This window comes from Nocardioides aequoreus (assembly GCF_000720335.1).
GTDB lineage: Bacteria > Actinomycetota > Actinomycetes > Propionibacteriales > Nocardioidaceae > Marmoricola > Marmoricola aequoreus.
Genome location: NZ_JOJN01000019.1, coordinates 21,706 through 43,067 on the forward strand (window position 1 = coordinate 21,706; position 21,362 = coordinate 43,067).

At 72.1% G+C, this 21,362-nt stretch carries 5 protein-coding genes; 4 read left to right on the forward strand and 1 reads right to left on the reverse strand.

The genetic code is table 11. The annotated features are described in order from the left end of the window. Window positions 1–100: 100 nt before the first annotated feature. From IG63_RS0119370 to IG63_RS0119380, 3 genes are read left to right on the forward strand one after another with little or no spacing between them, the layout of a single operon-like run. Complete coding sequence (locus IG63_RS0119370) at window positions 101–1,255, forward strand: pyridoxal-phosphate-dependent aminotransferase family protein (RefSeq protein ID WP_030485989.1); 1,155 nt, start codon at window positions 101–103, stop codon at window positions 1,253–1,255. Window positions 1,256–1,266: 11 nt separating this feature from the next. Continuing rightward, window positions 1,267–4,239 carry an FAD-binding and (Fe-S)-binding domain-containing protein gene (locus tag IG63_RS0119375; RefSeq protein WP_051707287.1) on the forward strand — a complete coding sequence of 991 codons (2,973 nt, stop codon included), beginning with the start codon at window positions 1,267–1,269 and terminating at the stop codon, window positions 4,237–4,239. A gap of 41 nt (window positions 4,240–4,280) precedes the next feature. Beyond that, on the forward strand, window positions 4,281–4,715 hold the full coding sequence (locus tag IG63_RS0119380) for an SRPBCC family protein (RefSeq protein WP_030485991.1): 435 nt from the start codon (window positions 4,281–4,283) through the stop codon (window positions 4,713–4,715). A gap of 32 nt (window positions 4,716–4,747) precedes the next feature. On the opposite strand, the gene IG63_RS0119385 is transcribed toward IG63_RS0119380, so the two are convergent. Then, on the reverse strand, window positions 4,748–6,013 hold the full coding sequence (locus IG63_RS0119385) for an AfsR/SARP family transcriptional regulator (protein ID WP_157210308.1): 1,266 nt from the start codon (window positions 6,011–6,013) through the stop codon (window positions 4,748–4,750). Between the two features lie 242 nt (window positions 6,014–6,255). On the opposite strand from IG63_RS0119385, the gene IG63_RS23885 reads away from it, so the two are divergent. Continuing rightward, window positions 6,256–21,348, forward strand: a complete 15,093-nt coding sequence (locus IG63_RS23885) for a malectin domain-containing carbohydrate-binding protein (protein WP_036196277.1) — start codon at window positions 6,256–6,258, stop codon at window positions 21,346–21,348. Window positions 21,349–21,362 lie beyond the last annotated feature (14 nt).

Genomic DNA, 21,362 nt, shown 5'->3' on the forward strand with positions numbered 1-21,362 from the left:
GACGCATGTCGTGTGGCGCACGTAACGTCCGTAGCGCGATAACCAACTTCCACGAAGCGGAACTCGGGGTGCCTCAGGCCTCCGGGGAGGAGAAGCACTCATGGGTCGTCACTTCCTGCAGATCCCGGGCCCCACGAATTGCCCCGAGCAGGTGCTGCGCGCGATCGCAGCGCCCACCATCGACCACCGCGGACCGGAGTTCGCGGCCCTGGGCACCCGGCTGCTGGAGAAGATCAAGCCCGTCTTCGGCACCACCAACCCCGTCGTCATCTACCCCGCCTCCGGCACCGGCGCGTGGGAGGCGGCGCTGGTCAACACGCTGAGCCGCGGCCAGAAGGTGCTCGCCTTCGAGACCGGGCACTTCGCGACCCTGTGGCAGAAGATGGCCCTCGAGCTCGGTCTCGAGGTCGACCTGGTGCCGGGCGACTGGCGCCACGGTGTCGACACCGCCGTGCTCGCCGAGCGGCTGGCGGCCGACACCGGCCACGAGATCGCGGCGGTCTGCTGCGTGCACAACGAGACCTCGACGGGCGTGACCAGCCGGATCGCCGACGTGCGTGCCGCCCTGGACGCCGCCGAGCACCCGGCGCTGCTGCTGGTCGACACCATCTCCTCGCTCGGCTCGATCGACTACCGCCACGACGAGTGGGGTGTCGACGTCACCGTCGCCGGCTCGCAGAAGGGCCTGATGCTGCCGCCGGGCCTGAGCTTCAACGCCGTGAGCGACAAGGCTCTGGCGGCCTACGAGACGGCCGACCTGCCGCGCTCCTTCTGGGACTGGAAGCCCATCCTGGAGGCCAACACGCGCGGCATGTGGCCCTACACCCCGGCCACCAACCTGCTCTACGGCCTCGAGGTCGCGCTCGACATGCTCGCTGAGGAGGGCATGGAGCAGGTCTTCGCCCGTCACCAGCGCTGGTCGCGCGCGACCCGCGCGGCCGTCGAGGCGTGGGGGCTGGAGGTGCTCTGCCTCGACGAGCGTGAGCACTCCGGCTCGCTCACGGCGGTCGTCGTGCCCGACGGCGTCGACGCCGACGCCGTCCGCGCCACGATCCTGGAGCGCTTCGACATGTCGCTCGGTGCGGGGCTGGGCAAGCTCGCGGGCAAGATCTTCCGGATCGGCCACCTGGGCCACTTCGAGGACCTCTCGCTGATCGGGACGCTCGGCGGCGTCCAGCTCGGCCTCGGCCTCGCGGGGGTGCCGGTGAAGCCCGAAGGCCTGCAGGCCGCCCTCGACGTCCTCGAGCGGGGCTGAGCAGGAAGCACATGACCACCACGACCGAGAAGCCCACCGGCACGCACGACGACGCACCCGACGGCCTGCTCGCCGCCCTCGAGGCGGCGGTCGCGGGCGAGGTGGCCTTCGACGACTACAGCCGCCACCTCTTCTCGCGCGACGCGAGCATGTACTCCATCCGCCCGCTCGGCGTGGTCTACCCGCGCGACGCCGACGACGTCGCCGCCGCGGTGCGCGTCGCGGCGCAGTACGGCGTGCACGTCACGCCCCGCGGCGCCGGGACCAGCCTCGCGGGGCAGACGGTGGGCGCTGGCCTGGTGCTCGACATGTCCCGCCACATGAGCCGGATCCTCGACCTCGACCCCGAGGCCCGCACGGCGCGCGTCGAGGTCGGTGTGGTGCAGGACGACCTCAACCGCGCGGCGGCACCCTTCGGCCTGATGTTCGGCCCCGACACCTCGACCAGCAACCGGGCGACCATCGGCGGGATGATCGGCAACAACTCCGCCGGCAGCGGGTCGCTGCGCTTCGGCATGACCATCGACCACGTGCGCGCCCTCGAGGTGGTGCTCGCCGACGGCTCGACCGCCCGCTTCGAGCCCGTGCCCGCCGACGAGGTCACCTCCCGGGCCGCCCAGGAGACGCTGGAGGGAGCGCTCTACCGCGAGCTCCCCGGCATCGTGGAGCGCAACGCCGACGCCATCGCCGAGGGCATGCCGCCCTTCTGGCGCCGCGCCTGCGGCTACCGGCTCGACCGGCTGGCCGACCCCACCACCGACTTCGACCTCGCGACCTTCGTCGTCGGCTGCGAGGGCACGCTGGCCGTCACGACCGTCGCCGAGGTCGACCTGGTGCCCAAGCCTCGCCACACCGTGTACGCCGTCGGCCACTTCGACACCACCCAGCGCGCGATCGAGGCCACGACGAGCGCGCTCGACTGCGAGCCCGCCCAGGTCGAGCTGATGGACAAGACGATCCTCGACCTCTCGCGGCAGAAGATCGAGTACGCCGACCTCGGCTCCAGCCTCGTGGGCGATCCCGCCGCGCTGCTCTTCGTCTCCTTCACCGGCGACGACGAGGAGCAGGTCCTCGGACGGCTCGACCACCTGATCGCGACGTGGGAGGCGGCCGGCCACGGCTACCACACGCTCCGTCTGGTCACCGCGGCCCAGCAGGCCGCGCTGCTCAAGGTCCGCAAGTCGAGCCTCGGGCTGCTGATGGCGGCCAGCGAGGGCACCAACCGCCCGCTCGCCTTCGTGGAGGACACCGCGGTGCCGCCCGAGCGGCTGGCGGCGTACACCGCGCGCTTCGCCGAGATCCTCGACGCCCACGAGATGCGGGCCGGCTTCTACGGCCACTGCTCGGTGGGCTGCCTGCACATCCGTCCCTTCGTCGACCTCTCCCGGCCCGACGAGGTGCTGCGGATGCGCCGGGTGGCCGAGGAGGTCAAGGACCTGGTGCGCGAGTTCGGCGGCGTCAACTCCAGCGAGCACGGCGACGGCCTGGCGCGCAGCGAGTTCAACCGCGAGATCTTCGGCGACGACCTCTACGAGGCGATGCGCGAGGTCAAGCGGCTCTTCGACCCGGCCGGCATCCTCAACCCCGGCAAGATCGTCGACGCCCCGGCCATGACCGAGCACCTGCGCGACGCGGCGCTGCCGCCCGCCCCCGACTTCCGCACCCGCCTCGACTTCGACGTGGTCGGCGGCATGCGGGGCGCGGCCGACCGGTGCATGAACATCGGGCTGTGCCGCAAGACGACCACCGGCGCGATGTGCCCGTCGTACATCGCGACCCGGGAGGAGGAGCACGCGACCCGCGGCCGCGCCAACGCGCTGGTCAAGGCCCTCTCGGAGCCCGACCCGGCGGCGGCGCTGGGCGACGAGCGGCTGCACGAGATCCTCGACCTCTGCCTGATGTGCAAGGCCTGCAAGTCCGAGTGCCCGCTGGGCGTCGACATGGCCAAGCTCAAGAGCGAGGCCCTCTCGCACCACCACGACCTGCACGGCGTACCGCTGCGGTCACGGGTCTTCGGGTCGATCCGGGCGCTCAACAGGCTCGGCTCCTTCTTCGCCCCCCTGGCCAACCTGCCCGGACGGGTGCCGGTGCTGCGGTGGCTGATGGAGCGGACCCTCGGCATCGCGCGGCAGCGACCGCTGCCGCACTTCGAGCGGACCAACCTGCTGCGGTGGTTCGCTCGGCGCCAGGCCCCGGCCTCCGCGAGCGCCAGCGTCGGCACGGTCAACTTCCTGGCCGACTCCTTCACCTCCTACACCGAGCCCCACATCGGGCAGGCGGCCATCACGCTGCTGCAGCACTCGGGGTGGGAGGTCGAGCTCGCGAGCACCGGCTGCTGCGGTCGCTCGTCGCTGTCGAAGGGGCTGGTCGACGACGCGACCTCGAAGGCCCGCACCATGGCGCGCGACCTGGCCGAGCGGACGCCGCCCGGGTCGCCGATCGTGGGCTGTGAGCCGTCCTGCCTCTTCACCCTGCGCGACGAGCACGTCTCGATGCTTCCCGACGACCCCAACGTGCGCGACGTCTCCGGCCGGGTGCGCCAGGTCGAGGAGCTGCTCTCCGAGGCGATCGACGAGGGCCGGCTGCGCCTGGCCGACGACTCGTGGCTGGCCGGCCGGCGCGTGCTGTACCACGGGCACTGCCACCAGAAGGCCGAGGTCGGCACCGTCGCGACGATGCGGCTGCTGCGGCAGATCCCCGGGGTCGAGGTCGTCGAGCTCGACGCGGGCTGCTGCGGCATGGCCGGCTCCTTCGGCTACGAGGCGGAGCACTACGAGCTGTCGATGAAGGTGGGTGCCGACCGGCTCTTCCCGGCGGTGCTGGCCGAGGACGCGCGCACCGTGGTCGCCGCGACCGGCACCTCCTGCCGGGAGCAGATCTTCCACGGCACCGAGCGCTCGGCCTGGCACCCGGTCGAGCTCGTGCTGGAGGCACTGGCGCCGCACCACGGAGCCGAGCACCCGGCGGATCGCGCGCGGCGCTGATGGGACGCGTGCTTCCGGCCGCGTCGGGCACCCCACACCGCATGACCACCACCAGCCGCACCTTCACCGTGACCCCGCCCCCCGCCACCGTGCTCGACTACCTCAAGGACTTCTCGCACGCCGAGGAGTGGGACCCGGGCACCGTCTCCTGCACCCAGATCGGCAGCGGCCCCGTGACCGTGGGCACCCAGTGGCACAACACCTCCAAGATCGCGGGCAACGAGACCGAGCTCGTCTACACCCTCGAGGAGGTCGCCGACGACCACATCGTGCTGCGAGGGGAGAACGAGCAGGCCACGGCCGTCGACACCATCACCGTCGTCCCGCACGGGACCGGCAGCGAGATCACCTACCACGCCGAGCTGGAGATGCACGGCGTCGCCAAGCTGGCCACGCCCGTGATGAAGCTGGTCTTCGAGAAGCTCGGCAACGACACCGAGGACGACATGGTCCAGGTGCTCGACCGCCTCGGCTGATCCCAAGATGGACCCGGGGCGACGGGGGCCGGTCAGGCGATGCCGACCGTGCCGGGCCCCCACCGGACCCGTCCGCCCTCGATGAGGGTGCCGACGGCGCGCGTGGTCAGCCCCGCGAGGCCACCGGTCGTCGACCACAGCCGCTGCTCGAGCTGCTCGGAGGGCTGCTCCTGGAGCAGGTGCGCGAGCAGGTCGTGGAACTCCTGCCGCGTCAGCGGCTCGACCCGCACCGCGATCTCGCCCTGCTCAGCCGGCGGAGGCGCGGGCTGCCGCAGGGGCACGACCAGCACCGAGTGGTGCTCCTCGGCCTCGGCGTGCAGCCGTGCCCGCTCGGCCTCGTCGAGCGCAACCACCTCGGGCAGGATCAGCACCCGGGCCGCTCGCTCCGGGGCGGTGCGCCCGAGCAGGCGCACCGCCTCGCGCGCGACGACGCCTCGGCCCGATCCGGGCTCCCCGAGCAGCCACACGACGCCGCCCCTCTCGCGCGTCAGCTCGGCGAGGTCGCCGGCCAGCGAGACCACCACGTCGCGGTGGTGCTCGGCCGAGCGCAGCGTGACGTCGATCCCGGAGGTGACCACCTGCAGGTAGGTCGCCCGGGTGGCGGCCGAGGGCTGCACACCGTAGGCGGCGAGCAGGGTGGCCTGCAGCTGCTCGAAGACCTCGATCGACCGCCTGGTCTCCCCCAGCGCCGCCCACGCGACCATCAAGGCCCGGGCCGAGGTCTCGCTGCCCAGCAGCGAGTCGGCCCTCTGCGCCAGGCCGAGACACTCGCGGTCCCAGCCCAGGCGGTGGGCTGACGTCGCGGCGTCGAGCAGGGCGTCGCCGCGCACGGCGCGCAGCTCGTCGCGCAGCGCGAAGACCGCCTCGCACGATCCCGGGGAGACCACCAGGTCGGCACCGCACTCCCGCTCCAGGGCCAGCGCGGCTGCCACCACCCCCGCGTCGTCGCCGGCGCGCCGTAGTCGCTCGACCTGCTTCCCCGCCCGTCGCAGGCGCGCGACGTCGGTCTCGACGTCGCCCAGCCGCAGCAGGTCACCGTCGCGCTGCACGACCTCGGGGCCCAGGGCGCGGCGCAGCTGGGCGAGGGCGGTGCGCAGGCTCATGCGTCCGCGGTCGGCGTCGGCCTCGGGCCACAGCAGCGCGATGTAGTGGCCGGCGCCGAGGGCGACGTGGCCGGCGCCAACGAGCAGACGCAACAGGTCGAGGGCCTTGGTCGTGGGCACCACGACGGCGGCCGCGACCGCCTCGTCGGCGTGCCGGTAGGTCAGAGCTCCCAGCAACGTCAGCGCAGCGGACAACTGCGACCACCCCCCGTGGTGTGCGACGGTCCCCCCGCGGTCGTCGCGCCTCCGACAGCATGCGTATCGCCCTCCGATCCGTCCACCGGACCGTCCCAGCCGGCGACCGACGGTCTAGCCCGGTCAGCGACGCCGACGGCGGCGAACCGCCACTTTCACGGGCCTGTCACGGGCTGCTGCCGAGGATCACGCTCGGACCGCATCGCCCAGGCGTGGTCCGACGATCCTTGGGGGACTCACTCGTGAACGCACCCGTTGCCGACAGCCGGCCGACGCCGACCATCAAGCGCGCGCTCCTCGTCGCGCTGTCGCTGGTCCTCGCCGTCGCCACGCTCACCTTCGAGGCCGCCGCGCCCGTGCAGGCGGTGCCGCCGCCGACTGCGGTGAGCGCGCGGATCGACTTCGCTCCAGCAGGAGGGGCGGCCGCCGGATGGACCCTGGACTCGGGGGCGGCCTACTCGGAGGCCACCGGCATGGGCTGGGTGCGCGAGGACTCGCTGTCGGGCGCGCACACGCCGCTCGCGCTGACGCTCAACACCCGCACCCGCAGCTGCGCCACCGGGACGGCTCAGGCGCGCAGCTTCATCCACATGCAGGCCCCCGTCACCAACGCGACCAACGACGCGACCAAGGGCGCCTGGGAGTATGCCGTGCCCGCCGGCCAGTACCGGGTCGAGGTCGGCTACGGCGACGCCAACAGCGGCGGCGACGCCGAGAGCCACACGCTCAACGCCGAGGGCGTCAACCTGGTGCGCAGCGACGTGGCCTCGTTCGGCGTCAACTGCGTGAACAGCCGGATGCGCAAGGCGGTCGGCTGGGCCACCGTCACCGACGGCAAGCTGACCCTGGACGCCGTCGGCGGCACCAACACCAAGCTCGCCTACGTCGCCATCGACTCCGTCGCGGTCTCCGGTTTGGAGGCCGAGGCGACCACCGACGCGGTCACGCTCAACTGGGACGACATCGACGGAGCCTCCGGCTACCGGGTCTGGCGCAGCGAGACGCTCCCCGCGTCCAACGGCCAGGCTCCGCTGACCCTCGTCGGCAGCCCCACCACCTCGGAGCTCACCGACACCAGCGCCGAGAAGGGCGTGCTCTACAGCTACAGCGTCGCCCCCAACACGATGCAGGACGCCGCCGGCGGCGCGGTGGTGCGCGCCCTCGCCGACGACGTCACCCCGCAGCGGCCGTCGCTGCCGCTCAAGGTCGACTTCAAGGACCGGGGCGGCGCCACCGCCAGCGGCTACGTGGGCGACTTCGGCCAGGGCTACAGCAACACCCGCGGCTTCGGCTGGGTCAGCCCGGGCACCGACACCCCGGTGAGCCTGGTCGGCAACGGCCGCACCCGCACGGGCGGCACCACGGCCGACGTGCTCAAGAGCTCGATGATGCACCTGCAGTACCCCGCGACCGGGGCCAACCAGACCAACGGCACCCACCAGCAGGGCGCCTGGCAGGCCGCCGTGGCCAACGGCCGCTACGATGTGCAGCTCACCGTGGGCGACCGTGAGCCCGGCCAGGACCCGACGCGCCACGTGATCCACGTCGAGGACGTCGACGCCTTCGCCGACCTGACTCCGGCGGGCTACTACCAGACCGTGACCGGCGCCAACCCGGGCGTCGCGCTCACCGGCGACGCCCGCTTCCGGACGGTCACGCTCTCCGACGTCCGCGTCACCGACGGCTTCCTCACGATCGACGCCATCGGCGGCACCAACACCAAGCTCACCGACCTCACCGTCACCTCCTCGGCCCGCCCGGACGCGCCCACGGGTCTCACCGCCACGGCCGGCGACGGCGAGGTCACCCTCGACTGGGCGGACAACGCCGAGAGCGGCCTGCAGGGCTACCACGTCTACCGCGGCACCACGGCCAACGTCGCCACCACTGGCACGCCCCTCACGGGCGAGACCCCTGTCTCGGCCTCGACCTTCGTCGACAACACCGTGACCAACGAGACCACCTACCACTACGTCGTCGTCGCGGTCGGCGCCGGTGGCGAGCGGTCCGGCGCTTCGACGGCCGTCTCCGCCACGCCGGACGTCGCCGAGGCCAACGAGCTCGACGTGCCCTTCCGGCTCAACTTCACCGACGCCGCCACCACGCCGGCCGCCGGCTTCCTCAAGGACCACGGCCAGGCCTTCACCAACACCCGTGGCTACGGCTGGGTCAAGCCCGGCACCCACGAGACGCTGAACCTGGTCGGCAACGGGCGACTTCGCCCCGTGCGCAACGGAGTCGACGTCGATATCCGCCAGCGCGGGCTGATGCACATGCAGGGCCAGGACGTGACGCCTCCCTTCGACGGCATCCCCACCGAGGGCGCCTGGGAGGCCGCCGTCGCCGACGGCACCTACGAGGTCACCGTGAGCGTCGGCGACCGGCCCGGCGCCAACAGCGTCTACGACAGCCAGCACTCCATCGTCGTCGAGGGCGAGCCGGCGATCGAGGCCTTCCAGGCCACCGCCGCCGACGAGTTCGAGACCGCCACCGTGATCGTCACGGTCGACGACGGCAGGCTGACCGTCGACGCCGGCGACGGCACCAACACCAAGATCAACTTCATCGACGTCGAGGTCGCCGACTCCGACTCCCCGGCCGCCCCTTCCGGCCTCGAGGCCGAGGCCGGCGACGAGGAGAACGTGCTCAGCTGGAGCGCCAACACCGAGCCCGACCTCGCCGGCTACCGCGTCTACGGCGCCAAGGGCGACACCGTCACCACGACCGCCGCCAACCGGCTCTCTCCGGCGACCCCCCAGGCCGCGCGGACCTTCACCCACGACGGCCTCACCAACGGTGACACCTGGTCCTACGTCGTGACCGCGGTCGACGCCAAGGGCAACGAGTCCGTCGCCTCGGCGACCGTCAGCGCCAAGCCCGGCGACAGCACGCCGCCCGCTCCCGTCACCGCGCTCGAAGCCACGGCCGGCGACGCCCTGGTCGAGCTGACCTGGACCGCCTCCACCTCCGACGACGTGGCGACGTACTTCGTCTACCGCGGCACCTCGGCCGACATCACCATGACCACGCCGCTCGCGGAGGTCGACCACCCGACCGCGACGTACACCGACACCACGGTCACCAACGGCACCGAGTACTTCTACCGCGTGGTGGCGGTCGACGAGTCCGACAACGGCTCGGCGGAGAACGCCACCGTCTCCGCGACGCCCGCCGACACCACCGCGCCCTCGCAGCCCACCAACCCCAACGCCGCTCCCGGCGACGGCAAGGTCACGCTGACCTGGGGCACCGGGCAGAACCTCGACATCGCGTCGTTCAAGATCTTCCGCGGCAGCACGGCCGGCGTGGACACCGACGGCGAGCCCTTGGCGACCGTCGAGCTCGAGCAGGGCGCCAACCCGACCTACGTCGACGACGACGTCACCAACGGCGAGACCTTCTACTACCGGATCGTCTCCGTCGACAGGGCCGGCAACGAGTCGGAGCCCTCCGTCGAGGTCTCCACCACGCCCGTGGCCGACGCCGACACCACGCCTCCGCCGGTGCCCGCCGGGGTCACCGCCACGGCCGGCGACGCCCGCGTCACCGTCCGCTGGACCGCCACCGACCCGGCGATCTTCGACCTGCGGGGCTACCGCGTCTACCGCTCGGCGGCCGCCGGCCAGCCCGGCGCGCTCATCAGCGGGGACGCGCCCGTGAGCGCCACCGAGCTGGTCGACACGACCGCGCTCAACGGCACCGCCTACCACTACACCGTCACGGCCGTCGACACGACGGGCAACGAGTCCGCCCGCTCCAGCGAGGTCTCCGCCACCCCGGTCGACACCACCGCTCCCGCCGCGCCCACCGGGGTGACGGCCACCGCCGGCGTCAACCGCATCACCGTGACCTGGGACGCCGCTCCCGAGGGCTCCGACGTCGCGCGCTACCGGATCTACCGGGCCCGCACCGCCAACTTCCCGCTCGGCCTCGAGCAGTTCGGCACCTTCCGCGCCGACCAGCCGCGCACCTTCATCGACGCCAACGTCATCGTCGGCACCGACTACACCTACGTCGTGACCGCGCTGGACGCCGCCACGCCGCCCAACGAGTCCCCCGCCTCCCAGTCGGCCAACGCCACCGCGTTGCCGACCCCCGACACCACGCCGCCGGCTGCTCCCACGCAGCTGCAGGCCGAGGTCGAGGACGACGACGTCACGCTGACCTGGACCGCCTCGACCTCCGGCGACGTCGCCGGCTACGAGGTCTACCGCGCCGACACCGCCGGCGGGACGCCGACCAAGATCAGCTCCGGCACGCTCACCGCGACGACCTTCGTCGACGCCGACCGCCCGCGGGGCACGACCGGCTACTACACGGTGCGAGCGCTCGACACCTCGAGCAACGCGTCGTCGCCGTCCAACTCCGTCACCGCGACGGTCGAGGCCGACGGCATCGAGCTCGCCTACGCCTTCCAGCCCGACTCCGCGCCGGTGCTCACCGGCTTCACCAAGGACATCGGCTCCGCCTTCAGCCTGGCGACCGGTCGCGGCTGGGTCACCCAGGCGAGCCTCGCCAGCCAGACCCACACCCCGCTCAACCTGACCGCCAACACCCGGCTCCGCACCCGCACCACGGTGAGCGCCGAGCAGAACCGCGTCATCCACATGCAGTACGGCGACATCGTCCCGACCCCCACCACCAACGGTGACCTGACACCGGGCGCCTGGGAGCACGTCGTCGACAACGGCCGCTACGAGGTCGAGGTGAGCGCCGGCGACCAGCCGGGTGCCGCCAAGACCGGCTGCGCCGCGCCCTGCTACGACAGCCTCCACGTGGTCCGGGCCGAGGGCGTCTCGGTGCTGCCGGCCTTCCAGGCCACCGCGGCCACGGAGTACAAGACCGGCACCGCCGTCGTCGACGTGACCGACGGGCGACTCACGCTCGACGCCATCGGCGGCAACAACACCAAGATCAACTGGGTCAAGATCACCAGCGCCGGCCCGCTCGCGCCCGACACCACGGCCCCCGGCGCGGCCACCGGTCTGCTCGCCTCCGCGGGCAGCACCACGGTCTCGCTCTCGTGGAGCGCCCCGAGCGACACCGACGTCGCGGGCTACCACGTCTACCGCGCCGCGGGCTCGACCGTCGTGCCGAGCGCAGCCACGCGGATCAGCACCAGCCTGGTCACCGGGACCTCCTTCGCCGACTCCGGCCTGGCCAACGGCACGCAGTACTCCTACGCCGTGCAGGCCGTCGACAACGCGGGCAACGTCGGCCCGGCCTCGGGCGTCGCGTCCGCCACCCCCTCGGCCGGCGCTACCGACGTGACGCTCAAGGTCGACTTCGGCACCGCCACCACCACCCCCGCGTCGGGCTACCTGCTCGACTACGGCCAGGCCTTCGGCGCCCGCACCGGCGCCAACCAGGGGACGGGTCTGTCCTTCGGCTGGGTCAGCCCCGACACCTCCACGCCGGTCTCGCTGGTCGGCAACGGCCGCAACCGCAACACCGAGAGCCCGTCGGCCAACGAGCCCGACGCGCGCCGCGCCACGACGATGCACATGCAGTACGTCGGCACCGCGGCCGGCTCGGTCACCGCCTCCGGCAGCTGGGAGGTGGCGGTGCCCAACGGCCTCTACTCGGTCAAGGTCGACGTCGGTGACGCCGGCACGGCCGTCGACAGCAACAACTGGGTCAACATCGAGAACCAGAACGCCGTGGCCGCCTTCACGCCGGGCTCCGGCACCAAGTACGCCACCGCCACCCGCACGGTCGCCGTCACCGACGGCCGCATCACGCTGAGCCCGGTCGGCGGCACCAACACCAAGATCACCTACGTCGACATCGCCAGCGTCGCCCAGGCCGGCCGCCCCTACAGCGAGGTCGTGCTGCCGCTCAACGGCGCCACCGACGTGGTCACCAACGTCTCCCCCACCGCCAGCAACCAGCTGCCGGGCGGTGCGGTCAGCCCGACCGCCGTCGTCAACGGCGTCCGCCTGACCCGGGTCTCCGACGGCGCCCCCGTGGCCGGCGTGGGCGCGACGAGCGGCGGCGGCGACACCGTCAGCTTCCGCCCCGACGAGGCGCTGCTGCCCAGCACGCTCTACCGCTTCGACGTGCTCGAGACCGCGGCCGACACCGCCGGCAACAAGTTCCTGCCCTTCTCCTCGGTCTTCACCACGCGGGCCGACTCCACCAACCCCGGCACCGTCGCCGCGGCCTTCGACCGCAGCGAGTCGGGCGCGACCAAGGGCAAGGCCTACACCTCGCTCGCCTTCGGTCCCGACGGCAAGCTCTACGCGAGCACCATCTTCGGCCAGATCTACCGCTACGACGTGGCCGCCGACGGCACCCTGACCAACGCCTTCGAGATCAACACGGTGCGCAACCACGCCACCGCGGCCGGCTGGGAGGGTGCGCCCAACCGCACCGTCATCGGCATGGCCTTCGACCCCGCGTCGACGCCGACCAACCCGATCCTCTGGATCACCGACAACTACGCCTACCTCGGCTCCGACGTGCCCAACGGCACGGGCGCCATCTCGAGGCTGACGGGAGCGAACCTCCAGAACTACCAGGAGGTCGTGATCAACCTGCCGCGCTCGATCAAGGACCACGAGACCAACTCGCTGGCCTTCCACAACGGCAAGCTCTACACCCCGCAGGGCTCGATGAACGCCATGGGCGCCACCGACGGCACCTGGAAGCGCCCGGAGAACCTGCTCTCGGCCGCCGTGCTCGAGCTCGACCCGGCCAAGCTGCCGGCCAACCTGCCGGTCGACGCCTCCACGCCCGAGATGGAGAAGGCGCCCAGCAGCACCCGGCCCCACGCCCGCTCCTACAACCCGTACGCCGCCAACGCCCCGCTGACGCTCTACGCCACCGGCATCCGCAACGCCTACGACCTGGTGTGGCACAGCAACGGCAACCTCTACGTCGGCACCAACGGCTCCGCCGCGGGTGGCAACACCCCGGCCGTGCCCACGACGCTGCCCGCCTCCTGCGCCAACCGTCCCGACGGCGGCTACACCGGCCCCTCGGCCCCGGCCCTGACCAACAACCGTCAGGACGAGACCGACTACATGTTCAACGTCAAGAAGGGCAAGTACTACGGCCACCCCAACCCGGAGCGCTGCGAGTACATCCTCAACGCCGGCAACCCGACGGGCTACACCGGCAACCCGCTCTTCAAGGTCAACGCCTACCCCGCCGGCCAGCAGGCCGACCCGAACTACGACCTGGCCAACGTCTACGACGCCGGCATGCACGCCTCGGCCAACGGCACCATCGAGTACCAGAACGCCGGTGCCTTCGGCGGCGCGCTGAAGGGCAAGCTCGTCGTCGTCCGCTACAGCGCCAACCAGGAGCTCGTCACCTTCGACGTGCGCGCCAACGGCAGCCTCTCCGGCGCCACGACGGGCATCGCCGGCTTCACCGGCTTCGCCCAGCCGCTCGACGTGGCGGAGGACCCGACCACGGGCAACCTCTACGTGGCCGAGCTGCCCAACAACTTCGCCAACACCGCCATCAAGCTGCTCAAGCCGCGCGGCGGCGTGACCGCCGGTCGGGCCGAGGCCACCTCGCGCCTGGTCTTCACCGAGGTCCAGGGCGGCGCTGCGAGCGCGGCGCAGAACGTGGTCGTGCGCAACACCGGCACCGCGCCCCTCACCATCACCGGCGCCACCGTCTCCGGGCCCGACGCCGGCCTCTTCGCCCGCACCGGCACCCTGCCCACCAGCGCGGTCCCGGCCGGCGGCACGGCGACGATCCCGGTCACCTTCAACCCGACCGTGGCCGGCCCCCGTGGCGCCACGCTCACCGTCACCACCGACAGCCAGGCGACGCCGAGCGTCACCACCACGCTGCGCGGTCTGGGGACCCTGGGCACCGGCGGCTCCAACGAGCCGTCGCTGCAGTGGATCCTCGACACCCTGCAGATCCCGGTCGACGTGGGTGACCCCGACCCGACCAACAACGACATGCCCGTGACGTCCGCCCTCATCGGCGACGAGGTCGAGATCGAGTCCTTCCGGTCCGACCCCTTCGACAACATCGTCCGCTTCGAGGCGCTCTCGCTCTTCGGCCCCGCGGGTCCCAACGGCAACACCGTCACCGTCGGTGCCTACGACCCCGAGTCGCCCACCGACCGCACCACCGTCGGCCAGGGCCCCAACGGGCAGAACCAGAAGGTGCTGCCCATCTTCACCGGCACCGCGGCCGCCGGTTCGCCGGTCGACAACCTGCCCGACGCCTTCAGCCTCGACTTCACCTGGCACGGCCTGAGCAACCGGGTCACCAGCCAGCAGGACGAGCGCAACCTCTCCTGGAGCTCCGGCAACGGCCACAAGGTCCGCGTCTACCCGCTCAAGAACGCCGACGGCACGGTCGAGCCCTACTCCTACATCGTCGCCCCGGAGGACGTGCCCACCGGCGTGGACTTCCAGGACGCCGTCATGGTCGTCCGCAACGTCCAGCCCCTGGTGACCTCCGGCAACGGCGACATCTCGGCCAGCAAGCCCGAGCTCGTCTTCTCCGGCGTCAAGGGCACCACCTCGGCGACGCAGAGCGTCGAGGTCACCAACGACGGCACCACCGCACTCGAGATCAGCAGCGTCGCCCTCACCGGTGCGCACGCCGGTGACTTCACCCTCGCGGGCGGCGGCCCGGCGACGCTCCCGGTCGGCGGCACCGCCACCTACCAGGTCGCCTTCAAGCCCGGCGCCAGCACGGTCGGCGTCCGCGACGCCGTCCTGCGCGTGACCTCCGACGACGCCGACACCCCGCAGCTGGACCTGGGGCTCCACGGCCTGTCGCTCAACGGCCTCGAGGGCGGCAACGAGCCCCCGCTGGCCGACGTGGTCAAGACCCTCGGCCGCAACATCAACGTCGGCTGGAGCGGTCTGACCAACGACAACCCCGCCACCGGCTCGCAGATGGAGGGCGACGAGGTCCTCGCGCCGCTCTTCACCAAGGCCGGCACGGGTGAGGTCTCGATCAAGCCCGTCGCCCGCTTCTCGCCCGACGAGCAGCTGCCCTTCGGGTGGTACCTGCCCACCGGCAGCACGCCGGAGCTCAGCGAGGTCGCCAAGATCGACACCGGCCAGCACCAGACGCTGAACCCGGCAATCGCCGCCGGCGGTGCCAGCAGCTTCGACCCCGCCGGCGCCAGCTTCGGTCTCTACGTCGACTCCAAGACGTTCAACCGCAAGAGCTACACCCAGTCGGCCCTCAACACCGGGGTGGCACACGCCGTGCGCACCTACCCGGCCAAGGACCGTGCGGGCACGCTGATCCCGAACACCTACCTCGTCGGCTTCGAGGACGCCACCAACGGCGACTACCAGGACTACGTCTTCGAGATCAGCAACGTGCGGATCGCCGGGTCCACCGGTGGCACCACGCCCGTTGCGAAGATCGACTTCGGTCCCGCCACGTCGAGCCTGGCCGCCGGCTACACCCGCGACAGCGGCGCCGCCTTCACCACCGGCGGCTCCGGCTGGGTCAACCAGGCCACGGGCGCCCCGCAGTCGATGGTCGCGATGACCCGCGACCGGGCGGGCGCCAACCTCAACCAGAGCACCCTGGTGCTGATGCAGCCCACCGCGGCGCAGCTCCCGGCCGGCCCCGCCGGCTGGCGCTACACCCTGCCCAACGGCACCTACCAGGTGACCGTCGGCGTCGGCGACCCCGACTTCTTCGACTCGGTGCACCGCATCAACGTCGAGGGCCAGACCGTGGTCCCCAACTTCGCCGCCACCACGGCCGCCCGGTCGACCACCGGCAGCGCCACCGTGCAGGTGACCGACGGCGTGCTCGACCTCGACGCCGTCGGCGGCACCAACACCAAGATCCAGTACGTCGACATCGAGCGGCCGCTGACCGGCACCGACACCACCGCGCCGGTCGTCTCCACCGAGGTGACGGGGCTGCAGACGGCTGCCGGCACCTACAAGGACGAGGCGACCGTCAGGGTCAGCGCCAGCGACCCGGAGAGCTCGATCGCGATCACCTCGATCAGCATCGACAACGCGCCCTTCACCACCTACACCGCACCGGTGAAGGTGACCGAGCCCGGCACCCACACGGTCCGGGCGCGGGCGCAGAACGGCGCCGGCCTCTTCACCACCACGGCCTTCACCACCTTCCGCGTGGTGACGGGCGGGGCGGCCCGAGGTGACATCTCCGTCAGCAACCAGGACGGCGTGCCCTTCGACGACCGCCTGGTGATGAACCGGATCCAGACCATCAGCACGACCTCGCCCAACGTGGTCCACGACGTCTCGACCCTGCGCATCTCCAACACCGGGCCCGACGGGCTCAACGTCACGGGGCTCGACGTCACCGGTCCCTTCGCCGTCGTCGACGCACCGACCCTGCCGGCCCTCGTGCCCGCGGGCGGCTCGCTCGACGTGAAGGTCCGCTTCACCGCGCAGACGATCGGCACCAACGGCGGTCTGTGGACCGGCACGCTCGACGTCAAGAGCGACGACGTCGACGAGCCCTCCGTGCCCGTGGAGCTCGCCGGCTTCTGGCAGAGCGTCTCCGAGGGCAACCAGGAGCCCGACCTCATCGAGATCACGCGTCTCTTCGGCTACGGCACCCAGATCGTCTCGCCCGGCCAGCCGCTGAACCAGCAGGGCCTGATCAAGGCCAACGGCGACGAGATCCTCTCGCCCTACTGGCTGCGGGCCAACACCGCCGCGCCGGTCACCGTCCGCCAGCTGGCGGCGTACCACACGCAGGGCAACACGGCGAGCTTCTTCTGGCACGCCAAGGGCTCCACCAGCACCAGCACCGCGCTGACCCACGTGGGCGAGGACGGCCAGTCGATCCTGCCGCGCAAGAACGACGCCAACCGGACCGTCGGCCAGAGCACCTTCACCCCGGCCGGCGCCTTCGGCCTCAAGATCGACCCCGAGTGGAGCGACCCGGTCCGCAACGACCGCCAGCTCGACGTCACCAACGGCTGCCCCTCGGTGGAGCAGTGCGGCCACCACCTGCGGGTGTGGCCGGCCAAGGACCGCTCCGGTGCCGTGATCGCCAACACCTACCTGGTGGCGATGGACTACGCCGGCATCAACTACGACTACAACGACAACGTCTACCTCGTCTCCAACATCAAGCCGGAGACCGCGGCCGACCCGGGTGCCCAGGCCCCGGTGCCGGGTGCGTCGTCGCTGCAGCTCGAGTTCGACAGCGCCGTCGCCGGCACCCTCGTCGACGTCAACAACGAGGGCACGGGCTTCCGCTCCACGCAGCCCAACGAGCGTGACGTCGCCCCCGGCAGCGACTCCTACCAGCCGCTGCTGCTCGACCTGGTCACCGGCGAGGGCGGGTCGCTGCGGGTGACCAGCAGCGGCACGGCCACCGAGGGCACCAACGGCGGCAACGACAACACGCTGGTCAACGGTCTGCGGCTGCCCTTCGACGGCACCGGCGACCCCTTCAGCGTGACCGCTCGGATCGCCGGACCGGTGACGCAGTACAACGCCGGGTCGGAGCAGGCGGGCATCCAGCTCGGCAACGACCAGGACAACTACGTCAAGGCCTCGGTGATCCAGAAGACGGTGGGCGGCACCACCGGCCCGGCGGTCGAGTTCTACGCCGAGCAGGCGGGCACCGGCGTCACGGTCGGCACCCCGGTGCTGCTCCCCAACCCGGCCTCGGTCACGAGCGTCGACCTGGCGCTGCTCGCCGACCCCGGTGCGCGCACCGTCAGGGCGGCGTACCGCACCAACGGCGGCGCGTGGACCATCCTGCCGACCGCCTTCACGGCCCCCGCCACCTTCGCGGGCAAGCTCTTCGACGCCCGCTCGCACGCCGGCATCCTGGTCTCGCACAAGGGTGGCGACCCGCTCGTCGCCCGCTACGAGTCCTTCGGCATCGTCGGCGGCAACGCCACCGGTGGGGCGCCGGCCACCCGTGAGGCGCTGCTCCGCATCGACACCGGCTCGTCGACGACCTACACCGACACCGCCGGCAACGTGTGGGCACCCGACACCGGGCGCTTCACGCCCACCACCGCCCCCGCGGAGGGCAACCGCGCCGACGCGATCGCCGGCACCACCGACGACCCGCTGTACGCCACCTACCGGGGCAACACCGGCTCGGTGACGCCCCGCAACCTGACCTACTCGCTGCCCACCCGGGCCGCGACCAAGGTCGACCTGCGGCTGCACTTCGCGGAGCGGGCGGCGGCCAACAACACCGCGGGCAAGCGCCTCTTCGACATCGACGTCGAGGGCGAGACCGTGCGTCGCAACGTCGACATCTTCGCGGCCGCCGGTGGTCTCAACACCGCGACGGTGCTGGGGCTGACCAACGTGACCGTCAAGGGCGGCTCCCTGGAGCTCGCCCTCAAGGCCACCGCCGACTACCCGGCGATCTCCGCGATCGAGGTGCTCTGCCAGGGCGCCTGCCCCGTCGACAGCACGCCGCCCGCGGCGCCCACCGGCCTCACGGCCGACGGCACCCAGGCCGGGGTCACGCTCGACTGGACCGACTCCACCGCGACCGACCTGGTCGGCTACCGGGTCTACCGCTCGGCCACCGCCGACGGCAGCTTCACCGAGCTGACGACCACCCCGCTGGTGTCGTCGACCTACGTCGACACCACGGCGCCGGCCAACACCGCGGTCTTCTACCGCGTCGTCGCCATCGACACCTCCGACAACGTCTCGGCCCCGTCGAGCGTGGTCAGCGGCACCCGTCCGGTGCCGGTGCAGCAGCCGGTGCGCATCAACACCGGTGGCACGGCCCAGACCGTCGGCGGCACCACCTGGTCGGCCTGCTCGAGCGCCACCGCGTGCAGCGGCTGGGTGAGCGGCGGCTTCGCCTACAGCGAGGCCGACACCAACACCGCTCTGCCGGCCGGCACCAACAACGCGATCTTCCAGTCCGAGTGGACCGGCGGTGCCACCGGCACCGGCACGGTCGCGGTCGGCGCCCGAGCCTTCGGGTTCGCGGTGCCGGTGCAGAACGGCCAGTACCAGGTCCGCCTGCACTTCGCCGAGCTCAACAAGACCGCCGCCAACACCCGCACCTTCGACGTCAGGCTGGAGAACGCCACCGTGCTCTCCAACTTCGACATCTGGACCCAGGCCGGCGGCATCAACCGGGCCGTGGTGCGCCAGTTCCCGGTCACGGTCACCGACGGGTCGATGACCATCGACTTCATCCGTCGCATCGAGAACGCGAAGATCAGCGCGATCGAGATCCTGCCCGGGACCGACACCACGGCGCCCGCCGCACCCGCGTCGCTGACCGCGACCGCGGCCACCACCGGGGTCTCGCTGACCTGGCCGGCCGTCGTCGGCGACGACATCGCCGGCTACCACGTCTACCGCGCCACCTCGGCCGACGGCGAGTTCACCAAGCTCAACGACGCGGCCGTCGGCGCGACGACCTACCCCGACACCACGGCACCGGCGGGCGTCCGCTCCTACTACCGGGTGCGGACGGTCGACACGGCGGGCAACCTCTCCGCCCCCGTCGCCGCCGACGCCCTGCGTCCGGCCCAGCCGCCGGCGCAGGTCACCGGGCTGCAGGCCACCGGCTCGCAGAGCGGCATCGCCCTGGGCTGGACGGCGTCCAACGCCGCGGGCCTCACCGGGTACCACGTCTACCGCGCCACCACCGCGGGCGGCACCTACACCCGGCTGACCACCAGCCCGGTCGCGACGGCGTCGTACGACGACGCCACCGCACCGGCCGGAGCGGCGTCCTTCTACCAGGTCACCGCCGTCAACGCGGCGGGCGAGGGCCCGCGCTCGGCCACGGCCAGCGCGACCCGTCCCGCGGCGCTGCCGGCGGCGGTCACCGGGCTCCAGGCCACCGGCTCGCAGAGCGGCATCGCCCTGGGCTGGACGGCGTCCAACGCCACCGGCCTCACCGGCTACCACGTCTACCGCGCCACCACCGCGGGCCGGCGGCCCCGCAGCCCCCGGCGCAGGTCACCGGGCTGCAGGCCACCGGCTCGCAGAGCGGCATCGCCCTGGGCTGGACGGCGTCCAACGCCACCGGCCTCACCGGCTACCACGTCTACCGCGCCACCACCGCGGGCACCCGGCACCACGCAGCCCGTGGTCCGGATCAACGCGGGTGGCGGTGCGATCACGGCCGGTGGTGTCGCCTGGAGCGCCTGCTCCGCGACCGGCACGGCCTGCGCCAACCGGGTCACCGGCGGCTTCGCCCACAGCGAGGCCGACACCATCACCGGCGTCCCGGCAGGCATGAGCAACGCGATCTTCCAGTCGGAGTGGACCGGCGGCCAGAACGGCCCCGGCGCCGTGGCGGTCGGGGCCCGGGCCTTCGGGTTCGCGGTGCCGGTGCAGAACGGTCAGTACCAGGTCCGGCTGCACTTCGCCGAGCTCAACAAGACCGCCGCCAACACCCGGACCTTCGACGTCAGGCTGGAGAACGCCACCGTGCTCTCCAACTTCGACATCTGGACCCAGGCCGGCGGCATCGACCGGGCGATCGTCCGGCAGTTCCCGGCCACCGTCACCGACGGCTCGATGACCATCGACTTCGTCCGTCGCATCGAGAACGCCAAGGTCAGCGCCATCGAGATCATCCCGGTCGACACCGTCGCACCGGGGGTCGTCACGGGGGTCGGTGCCACCGGCGCCACGTCCGGCAACACCGTCTCGTGGGCGACCAACCCCGCTGCCGACCTGGTCGGCTACCACGTCTACCGCGCCACCTCGGCGGGCGGCAGCTACACCAGGCTGACCACCAACCCGGTCGCCGCGACGTCGTACGCCGACGCCACGGCCGCCACGGGCGCGGCGTCGTACTACCAGGTGACGGCGGTCGACGCCTCCGGCAACGAGTCGGCGAGGTCGGCCACGGTCAACGCCACCCGTCCCGCGACGGCCCGGCCCACGATCCGGATCAACGCCGGTGGGCCGGCGGTCACCGCAGGCGGCGTCGCGTGGAGCGCCTGCTCGGCCACCGGCACCGCCTGCAGCAGCCGGGTCACCGGCGGCTTCGCCTACAGCGAGGCCGACACCATCACCGGCGTCCCGGCAGGCATGAGCAACGCGATCTTCCAGTCGGAGTGGACCGGCGGCCAGAACGGCCCCGGCGTCGTCCCCGTCGGGCAGCGCGCCTTCGGCTTCGCGGTCCCCGTGACCAACGGCCGCTACCAGGTGCGCCTGCACTTCGCCGAGCTCAACAAGACCGCCGCCAACCAGCGCACCTTCGACGTCAGGCTGGAGAACGCCACCGTGCTCTCCAACTTCGACATCTGGGCCCAGGCCGGTGGCATCGACCGCGCGATCGTCCGTCAGTTCGACACCACCGTCACGGACGGGTCGATGACCATCGACTTCATCCGGCGGATCGAGAACGCGAAGGTCAGCGCCATCGAGATCATCCCGGTCGACTGACCGGGTCAAGACGC